The organism is Actinomycetota bacterium (genome assembly GCA_014360655.1).
In the GTDB taxonomy this organism is placed as follows: Bacteria; Actinomycetota; Geothermincolia; order Geothermincolales; family RBG-13-55-18; genus JACIXC01.
In genome coordinates this window covers 15,005-32,352 of sequence record JACIXC010000002.1, presented here as the reverse complement: position 1 = coordinate 32,352, position 17,348 = coordinate 15,005, and the positions used below count along the sequence as shown (strand labels likewise).

The window sequence follows — 17,348 nt, the reverse complement described above, 5'->3', positions numbered from 1 at the left end:
GCGATCCACGCGTGCGGGAAAGCCGCCTTCCATCTACTGGGACTCGTCCTCGATGAGGTCCTTGAGTATCTGTCCCGAGGGGTCCTTCTTGAAGGACTTCACGAACACCACGAACTTGGGGGTCTTGTAATAGGGCAGCCTCTCCTCGCAATACTCGAGTACCTGTTCCTCGGTTAGGTTGGAACCCGGCTTCTGTTTTACGTAGGCCTTTACCTCTTCCCCCAGGTATTTATTGGGAACGCCCACCACCGCCGCCTCTGAGATGAGGGGATGGGAGACCAGGACCTCCTCTATCTCGCGGGGGTAGATGTTGAAGCCTCCCCTGATGATGAGGTCCTTCTTGCGACCCACGATGAAGAGGTACCCGTCGTTGTCCATGTATACCATGTCGCCCGTGTGCAGCCATCCGTCCCTGAGGACCTTCTCCGTCTCCTCGGGCTTGTTGTAGTATCCCTTCATGACGTTGGGGCCGCGCACGATAAGTTCCCCCACCTCGCCGCGGGAGAGCTCCCTGCCCTCCTCGTCAACAACCTTCACCTCCACGCCTTCCACGGGCACTCCTATGGACCCGATCTTGTACGGACCGTCAAGCGGCTGCATGGTCACCACGGGGGCGGCCTCGGTGAGTCCGTAGCCCTCGTAGATGCGCGCCCCCAGCTCGTTGTTCCAGCGCTCCATGACCTCGCGCGGGAAGGGCGCGCCCCCGCACACCCACAGCCGTACCGACCCCAGGTCGTACTGGTAGATGAGTGGGTGGTTGAGGATGTACACGTACATGGTGGGCACCCCGAAGAAGACCGTCACCTGCTCGTGTTGCAGCGACTTGAGCACCTCGCCGGGAATGAAGGACTCATGCAGGACGATGCTGCACCCCGCCTTGATGGACGCGTTCATCACGCAACTCTGCCCGTAGGCGGCGAAGAAGGGGAGAACTCCCATGACCACGTCTTCCGACGTGAGGACGTCCATCTTCTGCACCGCCTCCGCGTTCCAGTCCAGGTTTCCGTGGGTGAGCATGCACCCGCGTACCACCTTGGAGGAGGTGGGCGCATAGAGGATGGCCGCCACGTCGTCCGCGGAGCGCTCCACGGGCTTCAGGTCCTCCGATCTTCCTTCCAGGAGCTTCTCGAACTGGATGACCCCCTCCAGCTCGGGGGCCTCGCTGACGATGATGCGGCTTATCTGGGAGCACATGGAATTCTGGAGCTCCCTCACCATGTCGTCGAACTCGAAATTGGTGATCAGGGTCTCCACCGCAGAATCGCAGACGATCTTCTCGACCTCCTCCGCCAGGCACATGTAGCAGAGGGGAACGACCACAGCGCCCAGTCCCAGTACGGCATAGTAGGAAACGACGAACTCGGGCACGTTGCGGAGCAGGACGGCCACCTTGGAGTTCTCGTCTATCCCCAGCTCGCGCAGGGCGTTGGCGAGCCTGTTCACTCGCGACAACAGCTCTCCGTAGGAGATGGTCTCATGCCCGAAATATAGGGCTGTGGCATCGGGATTCCGCTCCGTCGTGGTCACGAGATTCTGGTATAGATTCATATTTCATCTCTCCCGTCTCTGCCTGCTCCTGGGGCCCCTTCCTGGAACCTCGTATTCCGACATCTCTCCCTTTGCTCGTTTCCGCCCCGGTCCGCTAATATTCTATCATCGAATACCGCGGTGGTCAGCAACAACGTCTGCGGCATCATCCCGCGGCCTTTCCCGTCCCGTGGCCGCAGACCTCAGGCTTTCACGTAATCGAGCTCCTTCATGGAGGCTCCGGTCACGATACGCACCGCCGCTACCTTGTACTCCGGGATCTTCGCAACGGGATCCAGAGCCGGGTTGGTCAGGGCGTTGGCCGGTGACTCCCCGAAATGGAAGGGGACGAAGACGACCCCCTCCGGAACCTTCTCGGTTATCCTGGTCTTCACCCTGATGGCTCCGCGCCTGGACTGCACGGCCACCTCCTCGCCGTTCGCCACCCCCAGCCTGGCGGCGTCCCCGGGGTTTATCCACACCTGGTTCTCCGGCACCAGCTCGTCGAGGGGCTTGACGCGCCGCGTCATGGAACCCGTGTGGTAATGGGTGAGGAGGCGCCCCGTGGTGAGCACCAGCGGATATTCATCGTCCGGCTCCTCGGCCGGCGGCTTGTATTCCACCGCGCTGAAAAGCCCTTTTCCTCTGGTAAATCTTTCCATATGCAAGATGGGCGTGCCCGGGTGGTCGTGAGACGGGCACGGCCAGCGCAGCTCGCCCAGCTCCTCCAGTCGCTGGTAGGATATCCCAGCATAGGAAGGGGTGAGCGCGGCTATCTCCTCCATGACCTTCGCCGCGGAAACGTCGCCCATGTCGTAGCCCAGGCGCGAGGCCACCTGCGCGATGATCCACGAATCCTCTCGCGCCTCCCCGGGAGGCTCCAGCGCCTTGCGCACCCTCTGCACGCGGCGGTCGGTGTTGGTGAAGGTCCCCTCCTTCTCGGCGAAGGACGCCGCGGGAAGCACCAGGTCGGCCAGGGACGCCGTCTCCGTGAGGAAGATGTCCTGCACCACCAGGAAATCCACCCTTGCGAGCGCTTCCCTCAAGTGGGAGATGTCCGGGTCGGAGATGAGGGGGTTCTCTCCCATGATGTAGAGCACCTTCAGATCGCCGCGGTGCGCGGCGTCCATCATCTCCATGAGGGTCAGCCCCGGCGTGCCGGGGAGGTAGTCCACCCCCCAGGCGCGCTCGAACTTCTCCCTCGCCTGGGGATCGGAAACCGGCTGGTAGCCGGTGAAGACGTTGGGCAGGGCGCCCATGTCGCAGGCCCCCTGCACGTTGTTCTGGCCGCGCAGCGGGTTGACGCCCGCGCCCTCCTTGCCGATGTTGCCCGTCAGCATGGCCAGGTTGGCCAGGGTTAGCACGTTGTCCACCCCGGTGGTGTGCTGGGTGATGCCCATGGCGTAGACGATGGCGGCCGCCTCCGCCGTGGCGAAGGTGCGCGCGGCGCGGCGGATCTCCTCCGCCTCCACGCCGCATATCTCCGCCGCCCTCTCCGGGGTGTATCCCTCCACCACCTTCTTGAACTCCTCGAAGCCCTCGGTGCGCTCGCGGATGAACTCCTCGTCCGCCAGGCCCTCGGAGAGGATCACGTTCATCATCCCGTTGAGGAGGGCTACGTCCGTGCCCGGCCGCTGCCTTATCCACTGGTCGGCGTAGTAGCAGAGGCGGATGTGGCGCGGCTCCGCCACGATGAGCCTGCAACCGTTCTTCATCACCGCCCGCTTGATGCGCAGGCCGATTATGGGATGTCCCTCCGTGGTGTTGGAACCTATGACCAGGATGCAGGAGGCCTTCTCCAGGTCGTCGATGGAGTTGGTCATGGCCCCGCTGCCGAAAGCCGTCGCCAGACCGGCGACCGTGGAGCTGTGTCATAACCGTGCGCAGTGGTCGACGTTGTTGGTGCCGACCACCGCGCGGGCCAGCTTCTGCATGAGGTAATTTTCCTCGTTGGTGCAGCGCGCCGAGCTCAGGAAGGCCACGCCGTCCGGCCCCCTGTCGTCCAGGGCCTGCGAGATGCGCTCCGCCACCATCCCCAGGGCCTCCTCCCAGGTAACGGGGACGAACTCCCCGTCCTTCTTGAGCAATGGCGTGGTGAGGCGGTCCGGGTGGTTGATGAAGGCATACCCGTAGCGGCCTTTCACGCAGAGGTTGCCCTCGCCCGGTCCCACCAGGAGGGGCGAGGAGGCCTCCACCACCTCGCCGTCCCGCACGTGCAGGTCTATCTGGCAACCGCACCCGCAGTAGGGACAGGTGGTCCTCACCTTCTCCACCTGCCAGGGCCTCCCCTTACCCTTCGAGGGCACGGAGATGATGGCGCCGGTGGGACAGGTGGAGACGCACTGTCCGCAGAACTCGCAGGGAGTCTCGGTAAGGGGCCGGTTGTAGGGCGTGCCCGGGACGGCCTCGAAGCCCCGATTGACGAAATCGTAGACCCCCACCCCCTGGACCTCGCGGCAGATGCGGATGCACCTGCCGCAGAGCACGCACTTGTCGTAATCCCGCTCGATGAGGGGGTTGTCCGTGAGGGGCTCGAAGTGATGCTGCTCGCCCTCGAAGCGCGTTTCCTTGATCCCGTACTCGTAAGCCAGGTCCTGCAGCTCGCAGTTCCCTGCGCTCTCGCAGGTCATGCAGTCCTTGGGATGGTCGGAGAGGAGGAGCTCGATGACCGTGCGCCTGATGCGCCGCAGCTCCTCCGTATCCGTGCGCACCACCATGCCGTCGGTGACCCTTGTGGCGCACGATGGCAGCAGCCCCCTCGCTCCCTCCACCTCCACGATGCACACGCGGCAGGCCCCGTAGGGCTCCATGCGCCGGTCGTAGCAGAGGCTGGGGATGCGTATGCCCGCCTCACGCGCCGCCTCCAGGATGGTGCGGTCGGAGGTGGTGACCACTTCCACGCCGTCGATGTTCAATCGTACTTGCTCCATGCCATCCTCCTCATTCCGCGTAGATGGCCTCTTCCGGGCAACGGCTGAGGCAGAGCTTGCATCTTATGCATACTTCGGGATCGATGGAATGGGCTTCCTTCTTCTCCCCCGAGATGGCCTCCACGGGGCAGACCTTGGCGCAGGCCCCGCACCCCGTGCAGATCTCCGCGTTTATCTTCACGGTGATGAGGGCGGGGCAGACGCCCGCGGTGCACCTGTGGTTCAAGATATGGTCCTCGTACTCGTTGCGGAAATACTTGAGGGTGGTGAGAACCGGGTTGGGGGCGGTGCCCCCCAGGGCGCAGAGGCTGGCGGCCTTGATGTCCGCAGCGAGGATCTCCAGCTTCTCGAGGTCCTCGGGCTCTCCCTTTCCCTCGCAGATGCGCGTCAGTATCTCCAGCATGCGCTTGGTCCCCAGGCGGCAGGGGACGCACTTTCCGCAGGACTCCGCCTGGGTGAAGGAGAGGAAGTACCTGGCCAGGTCCACCATGCAGGTGGAGGAATCGGCGACGATCATACCCCCCGAGCCCATGATGGCCCCGGTGGCAGTGATGGCCTCGTAGTCAACCGGCGTGTCCAGGAGGCTTGCGGGGAGGCACCCTCCCGAGGGACCCCCCAACTGCACCGCCTTGAACTCCTTGCCCTCGCGCACGCCTCCTCCCACGTCGAAGATGACCTGGCGCAGGGTGTAGCCCATGGGCACCTCGGCCAGCCCGCTGCGGCGCACCTTTCCCGCCAGGCAGAAGACCTTGGTCCCCTTGCTCTTCTCCGTACCCAGCTCGGCGTACTTAACCCCCCCGTTGGCGATGATCCAGGGGACGGCGGCCAGGGTCTCCACGTTGTTGATGTTGGTCGGCTTGCCCCACAGCCCCTCGTTGGCGGGGAAGGGGGGACGGGGCCGCGGCATGCCGCGCTTGCCCTCGATGCTGGCGATGAGCGCCGTCTCCTCGCCGCAGACGAAGGCGCCCGCGCCCTTCTTTATCCTGATGTCGAAGTCCCAGTCCGTGCCGAAGATCCTCTCCCCCAGAAAACCCCTCTCGCGGCAGGCGGCGATGGCGATGTCCAGCCGCTTCAGCGCCAGGGGGTACTCGGCCCGGCAGTAGATGTAGGCCTGGGTGGCACCGATGGCGTAACCGGCGATGATCATCCCCTCTATCACCGCGTGGGGGTCGCCTTCCAGGACGCTGCGGTCCATGAAGGCCCCGGGGTCACCCTCGTCCGCGTTGCATACCAGGTATTTCTGGTCTCCCTTCGCCTTGCGGGCGAATCCCCACTTGGTGCCCGTGGGGAAACCGGCCCCTCCCCTTCCCCGCAGGCCGGACTTGCTCACCTCGTCTATGACCTCCTCCGGGGTCATGGTGGTCAGGGCCTTGCGGGCCGCCTCGTACCCGCCCATGGCGATATATTCGTCGATGCTCTCCGGGTTGATGTTCCCGCAGTTGCGCAGAACGATGCGGTGCTGGTTGGCCAGGAAGTCCCCCTCTCCCGCCGTCGGGTCGTCGCTGCGGCGCACCACCCACTCCTCCATGATCTCGCCGGAGTCCACCGCCTCCAGGAGCTGGCCCACCCGCTTGGGGGTGAGGTCGCCGTAGACGACCGCTTCCCCGCCGGGATAGAAGACCTCCACGATGGGTTCCCGGAAGCAGAAACCCATGCATCCGGCTATGTCCAGCTCCATGTCGTACTTCCCGCCGGCAAGCTCGCTCTCCAGGGCTTCCTTCACCGCCGTGGCCCCGGCGGCGATGCCGCAGGTGCCGTACCCCAGCACCAGCTTGGTCCTCCCGTTGCCCTTCATTCTTCCCTCTCCTCTTTCTCTCCCATGTACCTCTTGAGGACCTTGCGCACGTTGGCCGGCTTCAGCTTCCCGTGGGTGTCCTCGTCCACGATCATGATGGGCGAGAGGGAGCAGGCCCCGACGCACATCACCGATTCCACCGTGAACTTGCGGTCCGGGGTGGTCTCGCCGTCCCTGATCCCCAGGATGTTGCTGATCTCCTCGGAGATGAGCTCCGCCCCCGCCACGTGGCAGGCGGTTCCGTGGCAGACGCGGATGAGATGCTCCCCGATGGGTTCCAGGCGGAACTGGGTATAGAAGGTGGCCACGCCGTAGAGCTGGCTCAACTGGTAACCGGCTCCCCTGGCCAGGGCGCGCATGATCTTCTCGTCAAGGTAACCGTAAGCCTCCTGCGCATCCTGCAGGAGGGGGATGAGCGCCCCCTTCTCCTCGCGGTAGCGCGCCAGGATCTCCTGCAGGGGGCCGAGGTCATCCACATCGGCAAAGCGCTTGGCGCAACTGCAGGTATCGCCTTCCATCTTGCAACCTCCTTGGGACCGCAGGCCCTGAATCACGTTCCCCGGGTCTTACGAGGGGCCGGCAGGCATGTAAGGGTTCCGGCGGGCAACCACCCCCGCCGCACCCCCGCTTCCCGCAGGTATGGAAGGGCGGAAGCGGAGTCCGGCCCCCCTCCAGGCCCGGCTTTCCTTACAGCTCCAGGTAGGAGTGGGCGTAAAGGGTTTCCTCGGTAAGCACCCTCCAGGTCTTGAGGAGCTTTATCGCCGTGGGGTCGGACTCGTCCACGGGCTCCCCGTTTACTATCTTTTCCACTATCTGGTATTCCTCGTTCTTGTTGACCACGCCCATTAGGGCCTCGTCGTTGGGGTCCACGATGGCCGCCGTCAGTCCCTTGACCATGAGCACGGCCAGGAGGGTGCGGTTGAGCAGGCTGCAGAGCGACTCGTCGGGGACGCTGTTGGAGACGTTGGAGAGACCCACCACCGTGCCCGGCTGGGGATCGAACTCCGCGAAGACCCCCTGCAGCATGTCCATGGCGTCGATGAGGGCGTGCACCTGGTCCTGGGTCACGCTGATGGGGAGCACGATGGGGTCGATGAGCAGCTTGTCCAGTGGTATCCCGTACTCCTGGGCGGCCATGATGATGTTGTAGGCCACCTCCACCCTCTCGTTGGCGTCGCGGGGCACGTTCCCCTGCGCGTTGAGCACCAGCCCGACCACCCAGGCGTTGTGCTCCACGGCCATGGGCATGAGCCTCTCGATGCGTTCCGGCTGCGAGGAGATGGAGTTGATCATGACCTCCCTGCCCTCGACGACCTCCAGGCCCGCCTTCATGGCATCGATGTTCATGGTGTCGAGGGCCAGGGGCACGTCGGTCACCTCCTGCACCGCCTGGACCACGAAACGCATGCGCTCTGGCCCCTCCTTGGTCGCCGGCCCCAGGTTGATGTCCAGCCAGTTGGCCCCGCCTTCCACCTGGAGCAACGCCATCTCCTGGATGGGCTTCTTGTCGTATTCCTTCATGGCCTGGCCGATCTTCTTCATCATCACGTTGACCTTTTCCCCGATGATCAGCATTTCCTCCTCCTTCGTTTTTCCTGCGGTCGTCTCGATTGCTTATCCTTCACCTTCTATGCGAGCAGGAGTTCCCTCGCCCGGTAGGAGCTGCGCACGAAGGGTGCCGAGGCCACCAGCGGGATGCCCGCCTTCCTGGCCTCCTCCCCCAGCTCCTCGAACTCTTGCGGGGAGAGAAACCTTTCCACCTTCAGCTGCTCCCTGCCCGGGCGCAGGTACTGCCCGATGGTGAGCATATCACAGCCCACCCCCGAGAGGTCACGGAAGGCTGCCTGCAGCTGCTTCCGCGTTTCTCCCAAACCCACCATGAGGCCGCTCTTCGTCTTCATATCCCCGTCCATTTTCTTCGCCGCCTCCAGCAGGCGCAGGGAGCGCCGGTAATCCGCACCGGGCCTCACCCGTGCGTAGAGCTCCTTAACCGTTTCCAGGTTGTGGTTGAGGACGTTCGGCTTCTCCGCCACGACTTCCCGCAACGCCTCCTCGTCCCCACGGAAATCCGGCACCAGCACCTCCACCGTGGACTGCGGCAGGCGGGCGCGTATCTCCCTTATGGTGGCGGCGAACACGGATGCCCCTCCGTCCGGGAGGTCGTCACGGGTCACGCTGGTCACCACCACGTGTCGCAGCCCCAACGATGCAGCCGCCGCCGCCACCCGCGCCGGCTCCTCCCCGTCCACCGCCCGCGGCTCGCCCTTGCCCACCCCGCAGAAGGCGCACCTGCGGGTGCAGACGTCCCCCAGGATCATGAAGGTGGCGGTGCGCCTGGAAAAACATTCCATGCGATTGGGGCACTTGGCGCTCTCGCACACGGTGTGGAGTCCACGCTCTCGCAAAGTCCTCTCCACCTCGCGCATCTCCCTTCCCGCCCGGATGGGGCGGTGCAGCCAGCGGGGGAGACGCGTCTCGTGGCGGCTCTCTGCCCCGGTCGTCGTCTTCACCGTTCCTCTTCCGCCTTTCCCGGTCATCGCCTTCCCGCGCAAGACCTCATCCTCGTAACAGGCTCGAGAGTTCCGAGGTCAGGCGATAAGCCTTCTCCGCCTGCGCCTCGCTCACCCCCTCGAGTCCGCACGAGGGGGTGAGGAGCGCCCTTTCCCTCAGCAGGTCGGCATCCACTCCGCGCGAGGCGAGCAGGGCCACGCCCTCCTCGAAACGCCTCGCCAGGGAATCCGCCGTCTCCTCGTCCACCCGGGCGTCGTTGGGCACCAGGCCCCAGGCCAGCGCCCCTCCCCCTTCCAGGAAGCGGCACAGCTCCTCCGGGTAGAGGGCCATGCTGTCCATGTACCCGTAGGCGTCGAAGCTCACCACATCCACGCCCGCCTCGAAGAGATACGTCCAGTCGGTGTTGCCGCAGCAGTGCACGCCCGTCAGGCAGGTGAGCCCCTCTCCGCAGAGGCGCAGGGAATCCACCACCCGCCCGCGGTCCACGCTCACCAGCGCCGAGCCCACGGAGACCAGGTAGGGCTCGTCGAAGAAGACGAGCACCCCGCGCGCCCTGCCCGTCCCGCGCAGGAAGCCCTCCATCCAGCGCGCTTTGAGGTTGAGCAACCTCACCATGACCTCCGCCAGTTGGTCGTTATAGAGGATGGGCCGGTTTTTCCCGTCCAGCACGGTGAGCCCGAAGCTCACCGGGCCCGTCACCTGCCCCTTCAGCAAGCGGTAGCTCCTTTCCTCCTGCGCCAGCCGCTCCGCCATGCGGTACAGCCCCGAGGCGTATTCCTCGCCGATGCGCGCCATGGAGATGTCGCCGTCCAGGTAAGCCTGGTAGACCACCTCCATCTCCGGGATGAGGTCCCGCTCCGTATCGCAGAAGACCTTGCGCCTCTCCTCGTCCACCACCACTCCCGGCAGGCCCTCGCTGTACTGCGCGTACATGTTCTCCCGGAAGCTGAGCCGCGGTAGCTGCGGCCAGACGGGGGCCTCGGTAAGGTGCTGCAACGTCATGGCGCAGGCCTTTTCCGCATCGGTGTGCGGAAGACTGCCTATGGCGGTCGCCGTAAGGGCGGGCTCCCAGTCCTCCATTCAACACCACCCATGCTCGACGCATGCCCTGCGAGGGTCGGCAGGGCTCCGTGCCTCACCCCGCCGACCCCCCTTATCCTGCAATCCTACCGCGAGTATGCTCGAGGTACGTGGTTGTCCCGTCGCTCGCCTGCAGCGCCGGTTCCGACCCCGAGCCCGCTACATCTTGGTGATGTCCACCTCGGCTTCCTCGAGGATGCGGGGAACCACGTCCTCCTTGCCGATGGCCATGATGTGCACGCCGTCGCACAGCTTCTCGTCGATGCACTGGCGTATCTGGCGGGCCATGATGCGGATGCCGGTGGCGAGCCTCTCCTCCTTGGGAGCGTCCTCCATCTCCCGGGCCAGGTCCTCGGGCACGAAGACGCCGGGGACGTTGGCGTTCATGTACTTGATCTGCCCGGGGCTGGTAAGGAGCACCAGGCCGCAGCATATGTACACCTTGTCGCTGATCTTGCGCGCCTTCTCCATGAAGCGCTTGAAGTTGTCCATGTCGTACACGGCCTGGGTCTGGAACCACTGGGCTCCCGCCTCGATCTTCTTCTCGAACTTGAGCATCTGGGGCTCGATGGGGATGGCCTCGGGGGTGACGATGGCTCCCTTGAAGAAGGACACGCCGCCCTTGAGCTCGTTGCCGCCCGAGTCGCGCCCCTCCTCCATGTTGCGGATGATCTGAAGGAGCTGCACCGACTCGCAGTCGAAGACCGCCTTGGCCTCCTTGTGGTCCCCCACGGGGATGGAATCCCCGGTGAGGCAGAGCACGCTGCGGATGCCGCGCGTGTAGGCGAATAGCAGGTCGGCCTCGATGGCCAGGCGGTTGCGGTCCCGGCAGGTCACCTGCAGGTTGGGCTCGCCCCCCAGCTCCTTGATGAGGATGGCCGTGGCCAGCGAGGGGTAGCGCATCACCGAGGACTGGTTGTCGGTGATGTTCATGGCATGCACGCGGTCCTTGAGCAGGTGGATGTGCTCGATCATCTCGTCGATGTCCGTGCCCTTGGGGGGCCCGATCTCCCCGGTGACCAGGAACTTCCCTGCTTCCAGGATCTCCTGGATGGCCGGCTTCACGTGCTCCTTGATGAGGACGGTCATCTCACTCACCCCCTCCGCCCTTCTTCTCGAAGACCACGCGGCCGGGCTTCATGTTCGCCTGCCAGTTCTTGAGGCCGTAGATCTTGCGGAAGCGGTCCAGCTTCCCCAGCTTCTCCAGCTGGTTGTAGATGAGGGTCCAGCCGCAGTCCTTCTCCTTGTCGGTCTCGCACTTGCCCTCGTCGGTGCCCCCGCAGGGCCCGTTGAGGATGCCCTTGTGGCAGCGGGTCACGGGGCAGATGGCCCCGAAGTCCTCCAGCACGCATTCGCCGCAGAGGGAGCATTTCTCCGTGAACTGGCCCTGGCGCAGGATGTTGCCCAGGAAGACGGTGTTGCAGGCGGGGTGCACCGACTTCTCGGTGGCCTCGCGCACCGACTGCACTCCGGCGCCGCAGCACATGACCAGGAAACCCTCGGCGGCCTCCACCGCCTCCTTGTTCTCCCGGAACTTGCGCTTGGTGTTCAGCTCGTGGCATACCTCCTCGTAGACCACGGTGCCGGTGACCGTCTTGCCCTCGGCCTCCAGCTTGGCCTTCATCTCGGCGACCTGTTCCTCGCCTCCCGTCTCGCAGGTGGTGGCGCAGGAGCCGCAGCCCACGATGAAGACCTTCTCCTCGCCCTCGAGCTCCTGGAGCACCTCCTCAAAGGGCTTCGATGTGGTGATGATCATCTCTTGCGTTCCTCCTCCGTTCTTCGACTTCTACCGCGTACCTTCCATCCAAGTCGCGGTGCTCGTTTCTCTTCCAACCCCTTTCCCTCAGGAGGTGGAGAACTGGCGCAGGAAGGCGGGGATGTCCGCGGCCTCCCTGGTGCCTATGACGATCTCCCAGTCGGGCAGCTCCTCCTCCAGCTCGCCGGAGATCTGGGCCACGTAACCGGGGATGATAAGCTTGCGGTGCTTCACCTTATCCGCGATCCCCGAGGTGTTGATGAACTTGGCGATGGTCTCGGGAACGAACTTGCCCGCCGCCCAAGCGGTGAGCACCGACTGGCCGTCCACGTCCACCACGCCCAGCCAGGCGGGGATCTTGCTCCCCTCGATCTCGCCGGAGACGATGAAGTAGGTGAGGGAGAAGTTGGTGGTCACCAGCACCGGGCTGTTCTCGTCCGGGGCCCCGATCTCGTAGAACTTGGAGTCCACGGCCATGGGGCGCTGGGGGTCGGTGTAGATGTTGAGCACCAGCACCAGCAGGGGGTACATCCTCCACTGCTCGGCGTGGGAGAGGATGACGATGCCGCCGTACTTGCAGATGTACATGGCCGCCAGGGCCGTCTCGTAGAGCTCGTCGTCCGTCTCCTCGCAGGGGAAGGTGATGGTGGGGAACCCGAAGGGGGCGAACTTCTCGTTGAGGGCCGCCCGGCGGATGGCCACCAGGTCCTTGAAGGTCTCGCCCGGCTTGCGCGGCGCCGGGTCGAGCACCAGGTCCTTGAGGCCCATGCCGGTCAGCTTCTCCGATAGCTCGGCCAGCTTGTCCAGGTCGGCGGCCTTCACCGCCAGGGGCAGGTCCTTCTCCTTGGCCAGCCCGCCCATGGCGTCCACGTTGGCCTCGGTGGCGGCGTAGAGCAGGGGACGGGAGTCTCCGGCAGCCTCCACCCCCGCCTTCATGACCTCGACGTCCTCGGCCATCAGGATGAGGGGCTTGTTCACGGCACCCTTCACCTTCTCCACCAGCGCCTTGAACTTCCCGGCGTCGCCCGAGGCGGACTTCACGGCGATGGTCCCCACCTTGAGTATCACGCCTACCCGCTCGTGCTCGCATTCCTTGGCCTGCTTGAGCAGATCATCCACCCTGGCGTCGTCCATGTCGTCGCTCACCAGCACGCCCAGGACCGCGGGATTGAAGAAGGTCTTCTCGTGACGGAAGAGCACCAGCTCCTCACCCACCTTGAAGGCTTCGTCCCCCACCCCGACGGTGACACCCCGGATGGGAGGTGCAGCCGCCTCGGCCAGCTCGGCCCGTACCTCATCCGTCACGTAGGGGCAGTCGTCGAGGTTCGCCTGTCCCGCCGCCAGCTTCATGGCGAAGGCCAGGCAGGTCGGGAACCCGCATTCCTTGCAGTTGGTCTTGGGCAGCTTCTTGAAGATATCCAAGCCCGAAAGTCCCATCTCTTTCTCCTTCCTTCCCGATAAGCGGTCTTCCCACCTTATATGTTCAGCGAGAGGGAAGGGGGGCGCGCCCCCCTTCCCTTCCTTCCTACATGAGCATGGGCTCCATGGTCAGGGCGGGATGGCCCTTCTCCTCCAGCCAGGGAAGGATCTCCTCCTCGGTTGTGCCCACGTCCTCGTCGGCGATCTTGTTGATGAAATCGGGGTCGCCGATCTCCTCGCAGCGCTTCTGGAGCTGCTCCTTGAGGGTCTCCTTGAGCTCCTTGGGCATCCACACGATGCGCTGGAAACCGCCGTCCGCGGAGATGAACTTCTTGGAGGTGATGTACACCTTCCCGATGCCTATGAAGCCCGGCGTCTGCTGGCCGCCGCCCACCGAGTTGGCCAGGGTGGAGAAGGTCATGCCGCACGGGGTCTCGCCCTTGTGCTCGCGGTTGACGATCATCACCCCGTTGCACATGGGCAGGAAGGCCACGATGCACTCGAAGCACCCGCAGGAGGTCATGGGGTCCTCCATCATGGAGTACATGGTGACGCTCTGGGTGTTGCCCCCCGACTTCTCCTTGACGAACTCGTTGATGGCCGGCCAAACGCCCTTCACCTCATCGGTGCAGTCGCCCTTCTTCACCGGCTGGTTGGGCCCGGTGGGGTCGATCTCGTAGGCCGCCTTGCCGTCCAGCCAGTTGTAGGCCCCGCACAATCCCAGCCTCTCCGGAGAGATGATGCACACGTGGGTGGGGGCGAAGGACTGGCACAGGGTGCAGGAATAGAAGGTGTCCACAGACTCGTCGGTCATGCCCGCCGTCTTCTCGTCGCGGTAGCGGTAGGCCTGCCTCGCTACGGCCAGCCACTTCTCCACGTCCTCCATGTTGGTATAGATGGTCACCTGCACCTTGTCCACGATGGAGGGGAAGTCGTTGAGCAGCTTGGCGTGGATGATCTCGCCGTAGTGGCGGATCTTGAACCCCTTGGCCTGGGCCTTCTTGCTGATGCGCGTCCACACGATGTCGCGCTGCCCCATGTGCCAGATGCCCTCGGCACCGTTGATGAGGTGATGGATCTGGCGCTCCAGGATGGACTCGAAGTCCTCCTGCATCTTGCGTCCCGCCACCTCCACCACGATGCCCAGTGGCAGGGCGTCGCCCTCGTTGACGTCGTCGATCTCCGGGCCCACCACCTCGATCTTGCCGTCGGTGACCTCGTCCATCTCCCTCATCTTCACGAACTCGAAGGCGGGGGTGATGTTCCCGCCGAACTGCAGGTACATGTCGTCCTTGCGGATGACCTCGCCCTCGAAGGCGGGGCCGTAGGCCATGGGGATGGGGATCTCGGTGATCTGGATCTTGAGGCCGCGCACCTCCACGCACTTCTGGACGATCTCCTCCTCCGGCACGCCGCCCACCACGTGCTCGTAGGTGCACACGCCGGTGGGGAGGATGTCCGGGATGGGCGTGTTGGCGATGGTGGGGAACCCGTAGTTGATGGCCCCCGCCGCGTAGGCGTACTTCTGCTCGTCCACGTAGTCCAGGGCCAGCACGAAGGCGAAGATGCGGTTCTTGTTGTAGCGCAGCACCTTGCGGAAGTCGCCCGGCTGGGCCCCGCCGAAGGACATGGCGGCGCGGGCGGCGAACCCCAGCGAGTACACCGCCGAGGTCATCTCCTTGCCGTAGGGCACGATGCGCGTGTCCCATCCCAGCTGGCGGTCCACCTGCTGGAGCTGCTCGGCTATGGAGAGGCCGTCCACGTGGCCGGAGATCCACACGTAGAGGTTCTTCTCCAGGAGCTCCACCACGATCCTGTCCGCCATCTCCGGGGTGGAGGCGCGACCCACCAGCGCGCAGAAACCGGGGGCGGTGCCGTCCACGAACTCCACGCCGCGCTCGCGCATGATGACGTCGTCCGCCGCCCCCAGCCAGAGGTCATCCACCGGCGGGTTGGTGGCGTACTTGCAGCCCTCGATTATCTCTCCGGCGAAGAGAGTGGCCACGCCGGCGTCCAGGGTGTGCCCCAGGTAGGGCACCCAGTGGTTCTGCCTGGGGATGGGGGGCAGGAGGTCCTTGGCGTACTGGATCACCTGGTCCATGTCCTCCAGCTTCTCCACGGCGATGCCGGTGAGGGCGTAGATGATGGGCAGGTAGTACCCGGTGTTGGGGAACTCCACCTTCGCGGTGGCTCCGACGGCCTCCTTGGTCTCGGCGAGCATGCGCTCGGCTTCCGCCACCTCCTTGTGGGCTCCCTTGATGGCTGCGGTTGCGATTATCCTACTCATCAGATCTCCAACTCCCTTCTCATGGCCATGTCGAAGAGCACCCTTTCGCGCTTGGCCATGATGCCCAGGGCCTCGCGCTTGCTGTCGATGTGGCTCAGGATCTTCCCGACCATCTTCTCGGGGTCGGGCTCGAAGTCCCAGGTGTTCTTGAAGAGCTCACCGTACTTCTGGAAGAGGAAGTCGGTGACGTTCTTGGAACCCAGGGTGGGCCACTTGACCCCGAACACGGTATACACGCCGGAGGCCACGAAGTACTCGCCGATGGAGATGGCCTTCTCGCTCATCCACTCCGGCGCGCACCCGGCCACGGGGAGCTCGCTTATGTCGTCCCCCAGGCCGCCCTCGTGCACCATGGCCGTGCAGGCGATGAGGATGCGGCTGTTGTCAACGCAGGAACCGCAGTGCAGCACCGGCGGGATGCCCACCGCCTCGCAGATCTCCCACAGCCCCTGCGGGCAGATGTCGCGCGCCACCTCTGGGAGCATGAGCCCGGCCTTGGCCACCGACTGGGCGGCGCAACCGGTCATGACCACCAGGCAGCCGTTGGCGATGAGCTCGCGCACCACGCGCACGTGGATGTCGTCGTGCTTCACGCGGGGGTTGTTGCAGCCCACCACGCCCACAACGCCGCGGATGCGCCCGTCGATGACGCCGTCGTTGAGCGGCCGGTAGGAGGCGCGGAAACGCCCTCCCAGCATGTAGTTGATGTACTCGTGGTTGAAACCGGCGATGAGGGATTCCCTGACGTCGGGGATACTGACCCTTCCCCGCTTCGGGAAGTTATCGATGGCCGAGGAGACTATCTCCTTGGCGATGTCCAGCGCCTTGTCCTCGTGGAACTCGATATGGCGAGCGTAGGGCATCTTGGCCTTGGGGGAGGTGGTGATTATGTCGGTGTGTATACAGTTGGCGATCTGCCCGACCCCCTGGTAGATGCACTGCACGTCCACCACCATGGCCTCCACCGCGCCGGTGAGCAGGGCCAGCTCCTGCTGAAGGACGTTGCCCGCTACCGGTATGCCGTGCCGCGTGAGGATCTCGTTGGCCGTGCAGCAGATGCCGGCCAGGTTGATCCCCTTGGCCCCCACGCTCTTGGCCTTTTCCTGCATCTCCGGCAGGTTTGCGGCGAGCACGATCATCTCGGAGAGGATGGGCTCGTGGCCGTGGACGATGATGTTCACCTCGTCCTCCTTGAGCACCCCCAGGTTGATCTTGGCCTCGATGGGTACCGGGGTCTGGAAGAGGATGTCCTGCAGCTCCGTCCCGATCATGGAGCCTCCCCAGCCGTCGGCCAGGGCGGTGCGGGCGCAGGCCATGAGGATGTTCTCGTAGTCCTGGTCCACGCCCATGTGGGTGCGGTGCATGAGCTCCACCACCTCGCGGTCGATGCCGCGGGGGAAGACGCCCAGCTGGCGCCAGATCTCCTTGCGCGGCTCGGGGGCCCTGAGGGCGAAGGGAAGCTCGCCCTCCTGCTGCCCGAACATGGCCAGGCAGCGCTCGCCCACTTCCAGGGCGATGTCGTTGATCTCGCGGTCGCCCACCTCCACGCCCAGGTCGGCGGCCACCTCGAGCAGCTTGATGCGGTCCTTGATCTCGTAGTCGGTGGCCTCCCCCCTGGCTGCCATGACCAGGGTCTCGGCCACCGCTCGCCCGTGGTCGGAGTGGGCGGAAGCCCCCCCGGCTACCATGCGGGCGAAGTTGCGGGCCACGATGGTGTCCATGTCGGCGCCGCACACCCCGCGGCTCTCGTCCGGCTTCTTGGGGTTGATGCGGCAGGGGCCCATGTTACAGATGCGGCAGCAGCTCCCCGCCTCGCCGAAGGCGCAGCCCTTCTGCTGCTCCACGCGGTCGAAGGCGGTTTCCTGGCCCTCCTCCTTGGCCTGCCTCAGCATCTCCAGCGTGGCCTCGCACGCTGACATTTCCTCGATCTCTGCCATGTCTCTTATTCCTCCTGTGGAACTTTCGGGTCCTTCGCGGACCTTCTCCAAATCCGGCTTTCCGTCCCTTCCGAGCCTGTCCCGCAACGTGTTTTCCGGTTCGAAA

General features: G+C 64.8%; 12 protein-coding genes. All 12 read right to left on the bottom strand.

Translation table 11 applies throughout. The annotated features are described in order from the left end of the window. Window positions 1–33: 33 nt before the first annotated feature. A complete protein-coding gene (locus tag H5T73_01615) occupies window positions 34–1,548 on the bottom strand; it encodes a long-chain fatty acid--CoA ligase (protein ID MBC7246462.1) in 1,515 nt (504 codons plus the stop codon). 182 nt (window positions 1,549–1,730) lie between these two features. Next, a complete protein-coding gene (fdhF, locus tag H5T73_01610; protein MBC7246461.1) occupies window positions 1,731–4,457 on the bottom strand; it encodes a formate dehydrogenase subunit alpha in 2,727 nt (908 codons plus the stop codon). 10 nt (window positions 4,458–4,467) lie between these two features. Beyond that, window positions 4,468–6,252: an NADH-quinone oxidoreductase subunit NuoF gene (gene nuoF, locus H5T73_01605; protein MBC7246460.1), complete on the bottom strand. Its 1,785-nt coding sequence runs from the start codon at window positions 6,250–6,252 to the stop codon at window positions 4,468–4,470. Then, window positions 6,249–6,770 carry an NADH-quinone oxidoreductase subunit NuoE gene (gene nuoE, locus H5T73_01600; protein ID MBC7246459.1) on the bottom strand — a complete coding sequence of 174 codons (522 nt, stop codon included), beginning with the start codon at window positions 6,768–6,770 and terminating at the stop codon, window positions 6,249–6,251. The genes nuoF and nuoE overlap by 4 nt, the downstream gene beginning before the upstream one ends. A 169-nt stretch (window positions 6,771–6,939) precedes the next feature. Then, the gene (locus H5T73_01595) at window positions 6,940–7,827 is read right to left on the bottom strand and encodes a dihydropteroate synthase (protein MBC7246458.1); all 888 of its coding nucleotides are present in this window, start codon (window positions 7,825–7,827) and stop codon (window positions 6,940–6,942) included. A gap of 53 nt (window positions 7,828–7,880) precedes the next feature. Further along, the gene (gene lipA, locus H5T73_01590; GenBank protein MBC7246457.1) at window positions 7,881–8,789 is read right to left on the bottom strand and encodes a lipoyl synthase; all 909 of its coding nucleotides are present in this window, start codon (window positions 8,787–8,789) and stop codon (window positions 7,881–7,883) included. 19 nt (window positions 8,790–8,808) lie between these two features. Beyond that, on the bottom strand, window positions 8,809–9,843 hold the full coding sequence (locus tag H5T73_01585) for a methionine synthase (GenBank protein ID MBC7246456.1): 1,035 nt from the start codon (window positions 9,841–9,843) through the stop codon (window positions 8,809–8,811). A gap of 159 nt (window positions 9,844–10,002) precedes the next feature. Further along, a complete protein-coding gene (locus H5T73_01580) occupies window positions 10,003–10,932 on the bottom strand; it encodes a methylenetetrahydrofolate reductase (GenBank protein ID MBC7246455.1) in 930 nt (309 codons plus the stop codon). A 1-nt stretch (window position 10,933) separates the two neighbouring features. Next, on the bottom strand, window positions 10,934–11,599 hold the full coding sequence (locus H5T73_01575; GenBank protein MBC7246454.1) for a methylenetetrahydrofolate reductase C-terminal domain-containing protein: 666 nt from the start codon (window positions 11,597–11,599) through the stop codon (window positions 10,934–10,936). An 87-nt stretch (window positions 11,600–11,686) separates the two neighbouring features. Beyond that, complete coding sequence (locus H5T73_01570; GenBank protein ID MBC7246453.1) at window positions 11,687–13,036, bottom strand: acetyl-CoA decarbonylase/synthase complex subunit gamma; 1,350 nt, start codon at window positions 13,034–13,036, stop codon at window positions 11,687–11,689. 88 nt (window positions 13,037–13,124) lie between these two features. After that, the gene (gene cdhC, locus H5T73_01565) at window positions 13,125–15,305 is read right to left on the bottom strand and encodes a CO dehydrogenase/CO-methylating acetyl-CoA synthase complex subunit beta (GenBank protein ID MBC7246452.1); all 2,181 of its coding nucleotides are present in this window, start codon (window positions 15,303–15,305) and stop codon (window positions 13,125–13,127) included. Further along, window positions 15,305–17,242, bottom strand: a complete 1,938-nt coding sequence (cooS, locus tag H5T73_01560) for an anaerobic carbon-monoxide dehydrogenase catalytic subunit (GenBank protein MBC7246451.1) — start codon at window positions 17,240–17,242, stop codon at window positions 15,305–15,307. Before cooS ends, cdhC begins: the two co-directional genes overlap by 1 nt. Window positions 17,243–17,348: the final 106 nt, after the last annotated feature.

Excerpts from the sequence above, each read along its gene's own strand:
- cdhC (MBC7246452.1), bottom strand. The coding sequence starts at position 15,305 with ATGAGTAGGATAATCGCAACCGCAGCCATCAAGGGAGCCCACAAGGAG.
- H5T73_01570 (MBC7246453.1), bottom strand. The coding sequence starts at position 13,036 with ATGGGACTTTCGGGCTTGGATATCTTCAAGAAGCTGCCCAAGACCAAC.
- H5T73_01580 (MBC7246455.1), bottom strand. The coding sequence starts at position 10,932 with ATGACCGTCCTCATCAAGGAGCACGTGAAGCCGGCCATCCAGGAGATC.
- H5T73_01575 (MBC7246454.1), bottom strand. The coding sequence starts at position 11,599 with ATGATCATCACCACATCGAAGCCCTTTGAGGAGGTGCTCCAGGAGCTC.
- H5T73_01615 (MBC7246462.1), bottom strand. The coding sequence starts at position 1,548 with ATGAATCTATACCAGAATCTCGTGACCACGACGGAGCGGAATCCCGAT.
- H5T73_01585 (MBC7246456.1), bottom strand. The coding sequence starts at position 9,843 with ATGGAGGACTGGGAGCCCGCCCTTACGGCGACCGCCATAGGCAGTCTT.
- nuoF (MBC7246460.1), bottom strand. The coding sequence starts at position 6,252 with ATGAAGGGCAACGGGAGGACCAAGCTGGTGCTGGGGTACGGCACCTGC.
- H5T73_01595 (MBC7246458.1), bottom strand. The coding sequence starts at position 7,827 with ATGCTGATCATCGGGGAAAAGGTCAACGTGATGATGAAGAAGATCGGC.
- nuoE (MBC7246459.1), bottom strand. The coding sequence starts at position 6,770 with ATGGAAGGCGATACCTGCAGTTGCGCCAAGCGCTTTGCCGATGTGGAT.
- cooS (MBC7246451.1), bottom strand. The coding sequence starts at position 17,242 with ATGGCAGAGATCGAGGAAATGTCAGCGTGCGAGGCCACGCTGGAGATG.
- lipA (MBC7246457.1), bottom strand. The coding sequence starts at position 8,789 with ATGACCGGGAAAGGCGGAAGAGGAACGGTGAAGACGACGACCGGGGCA.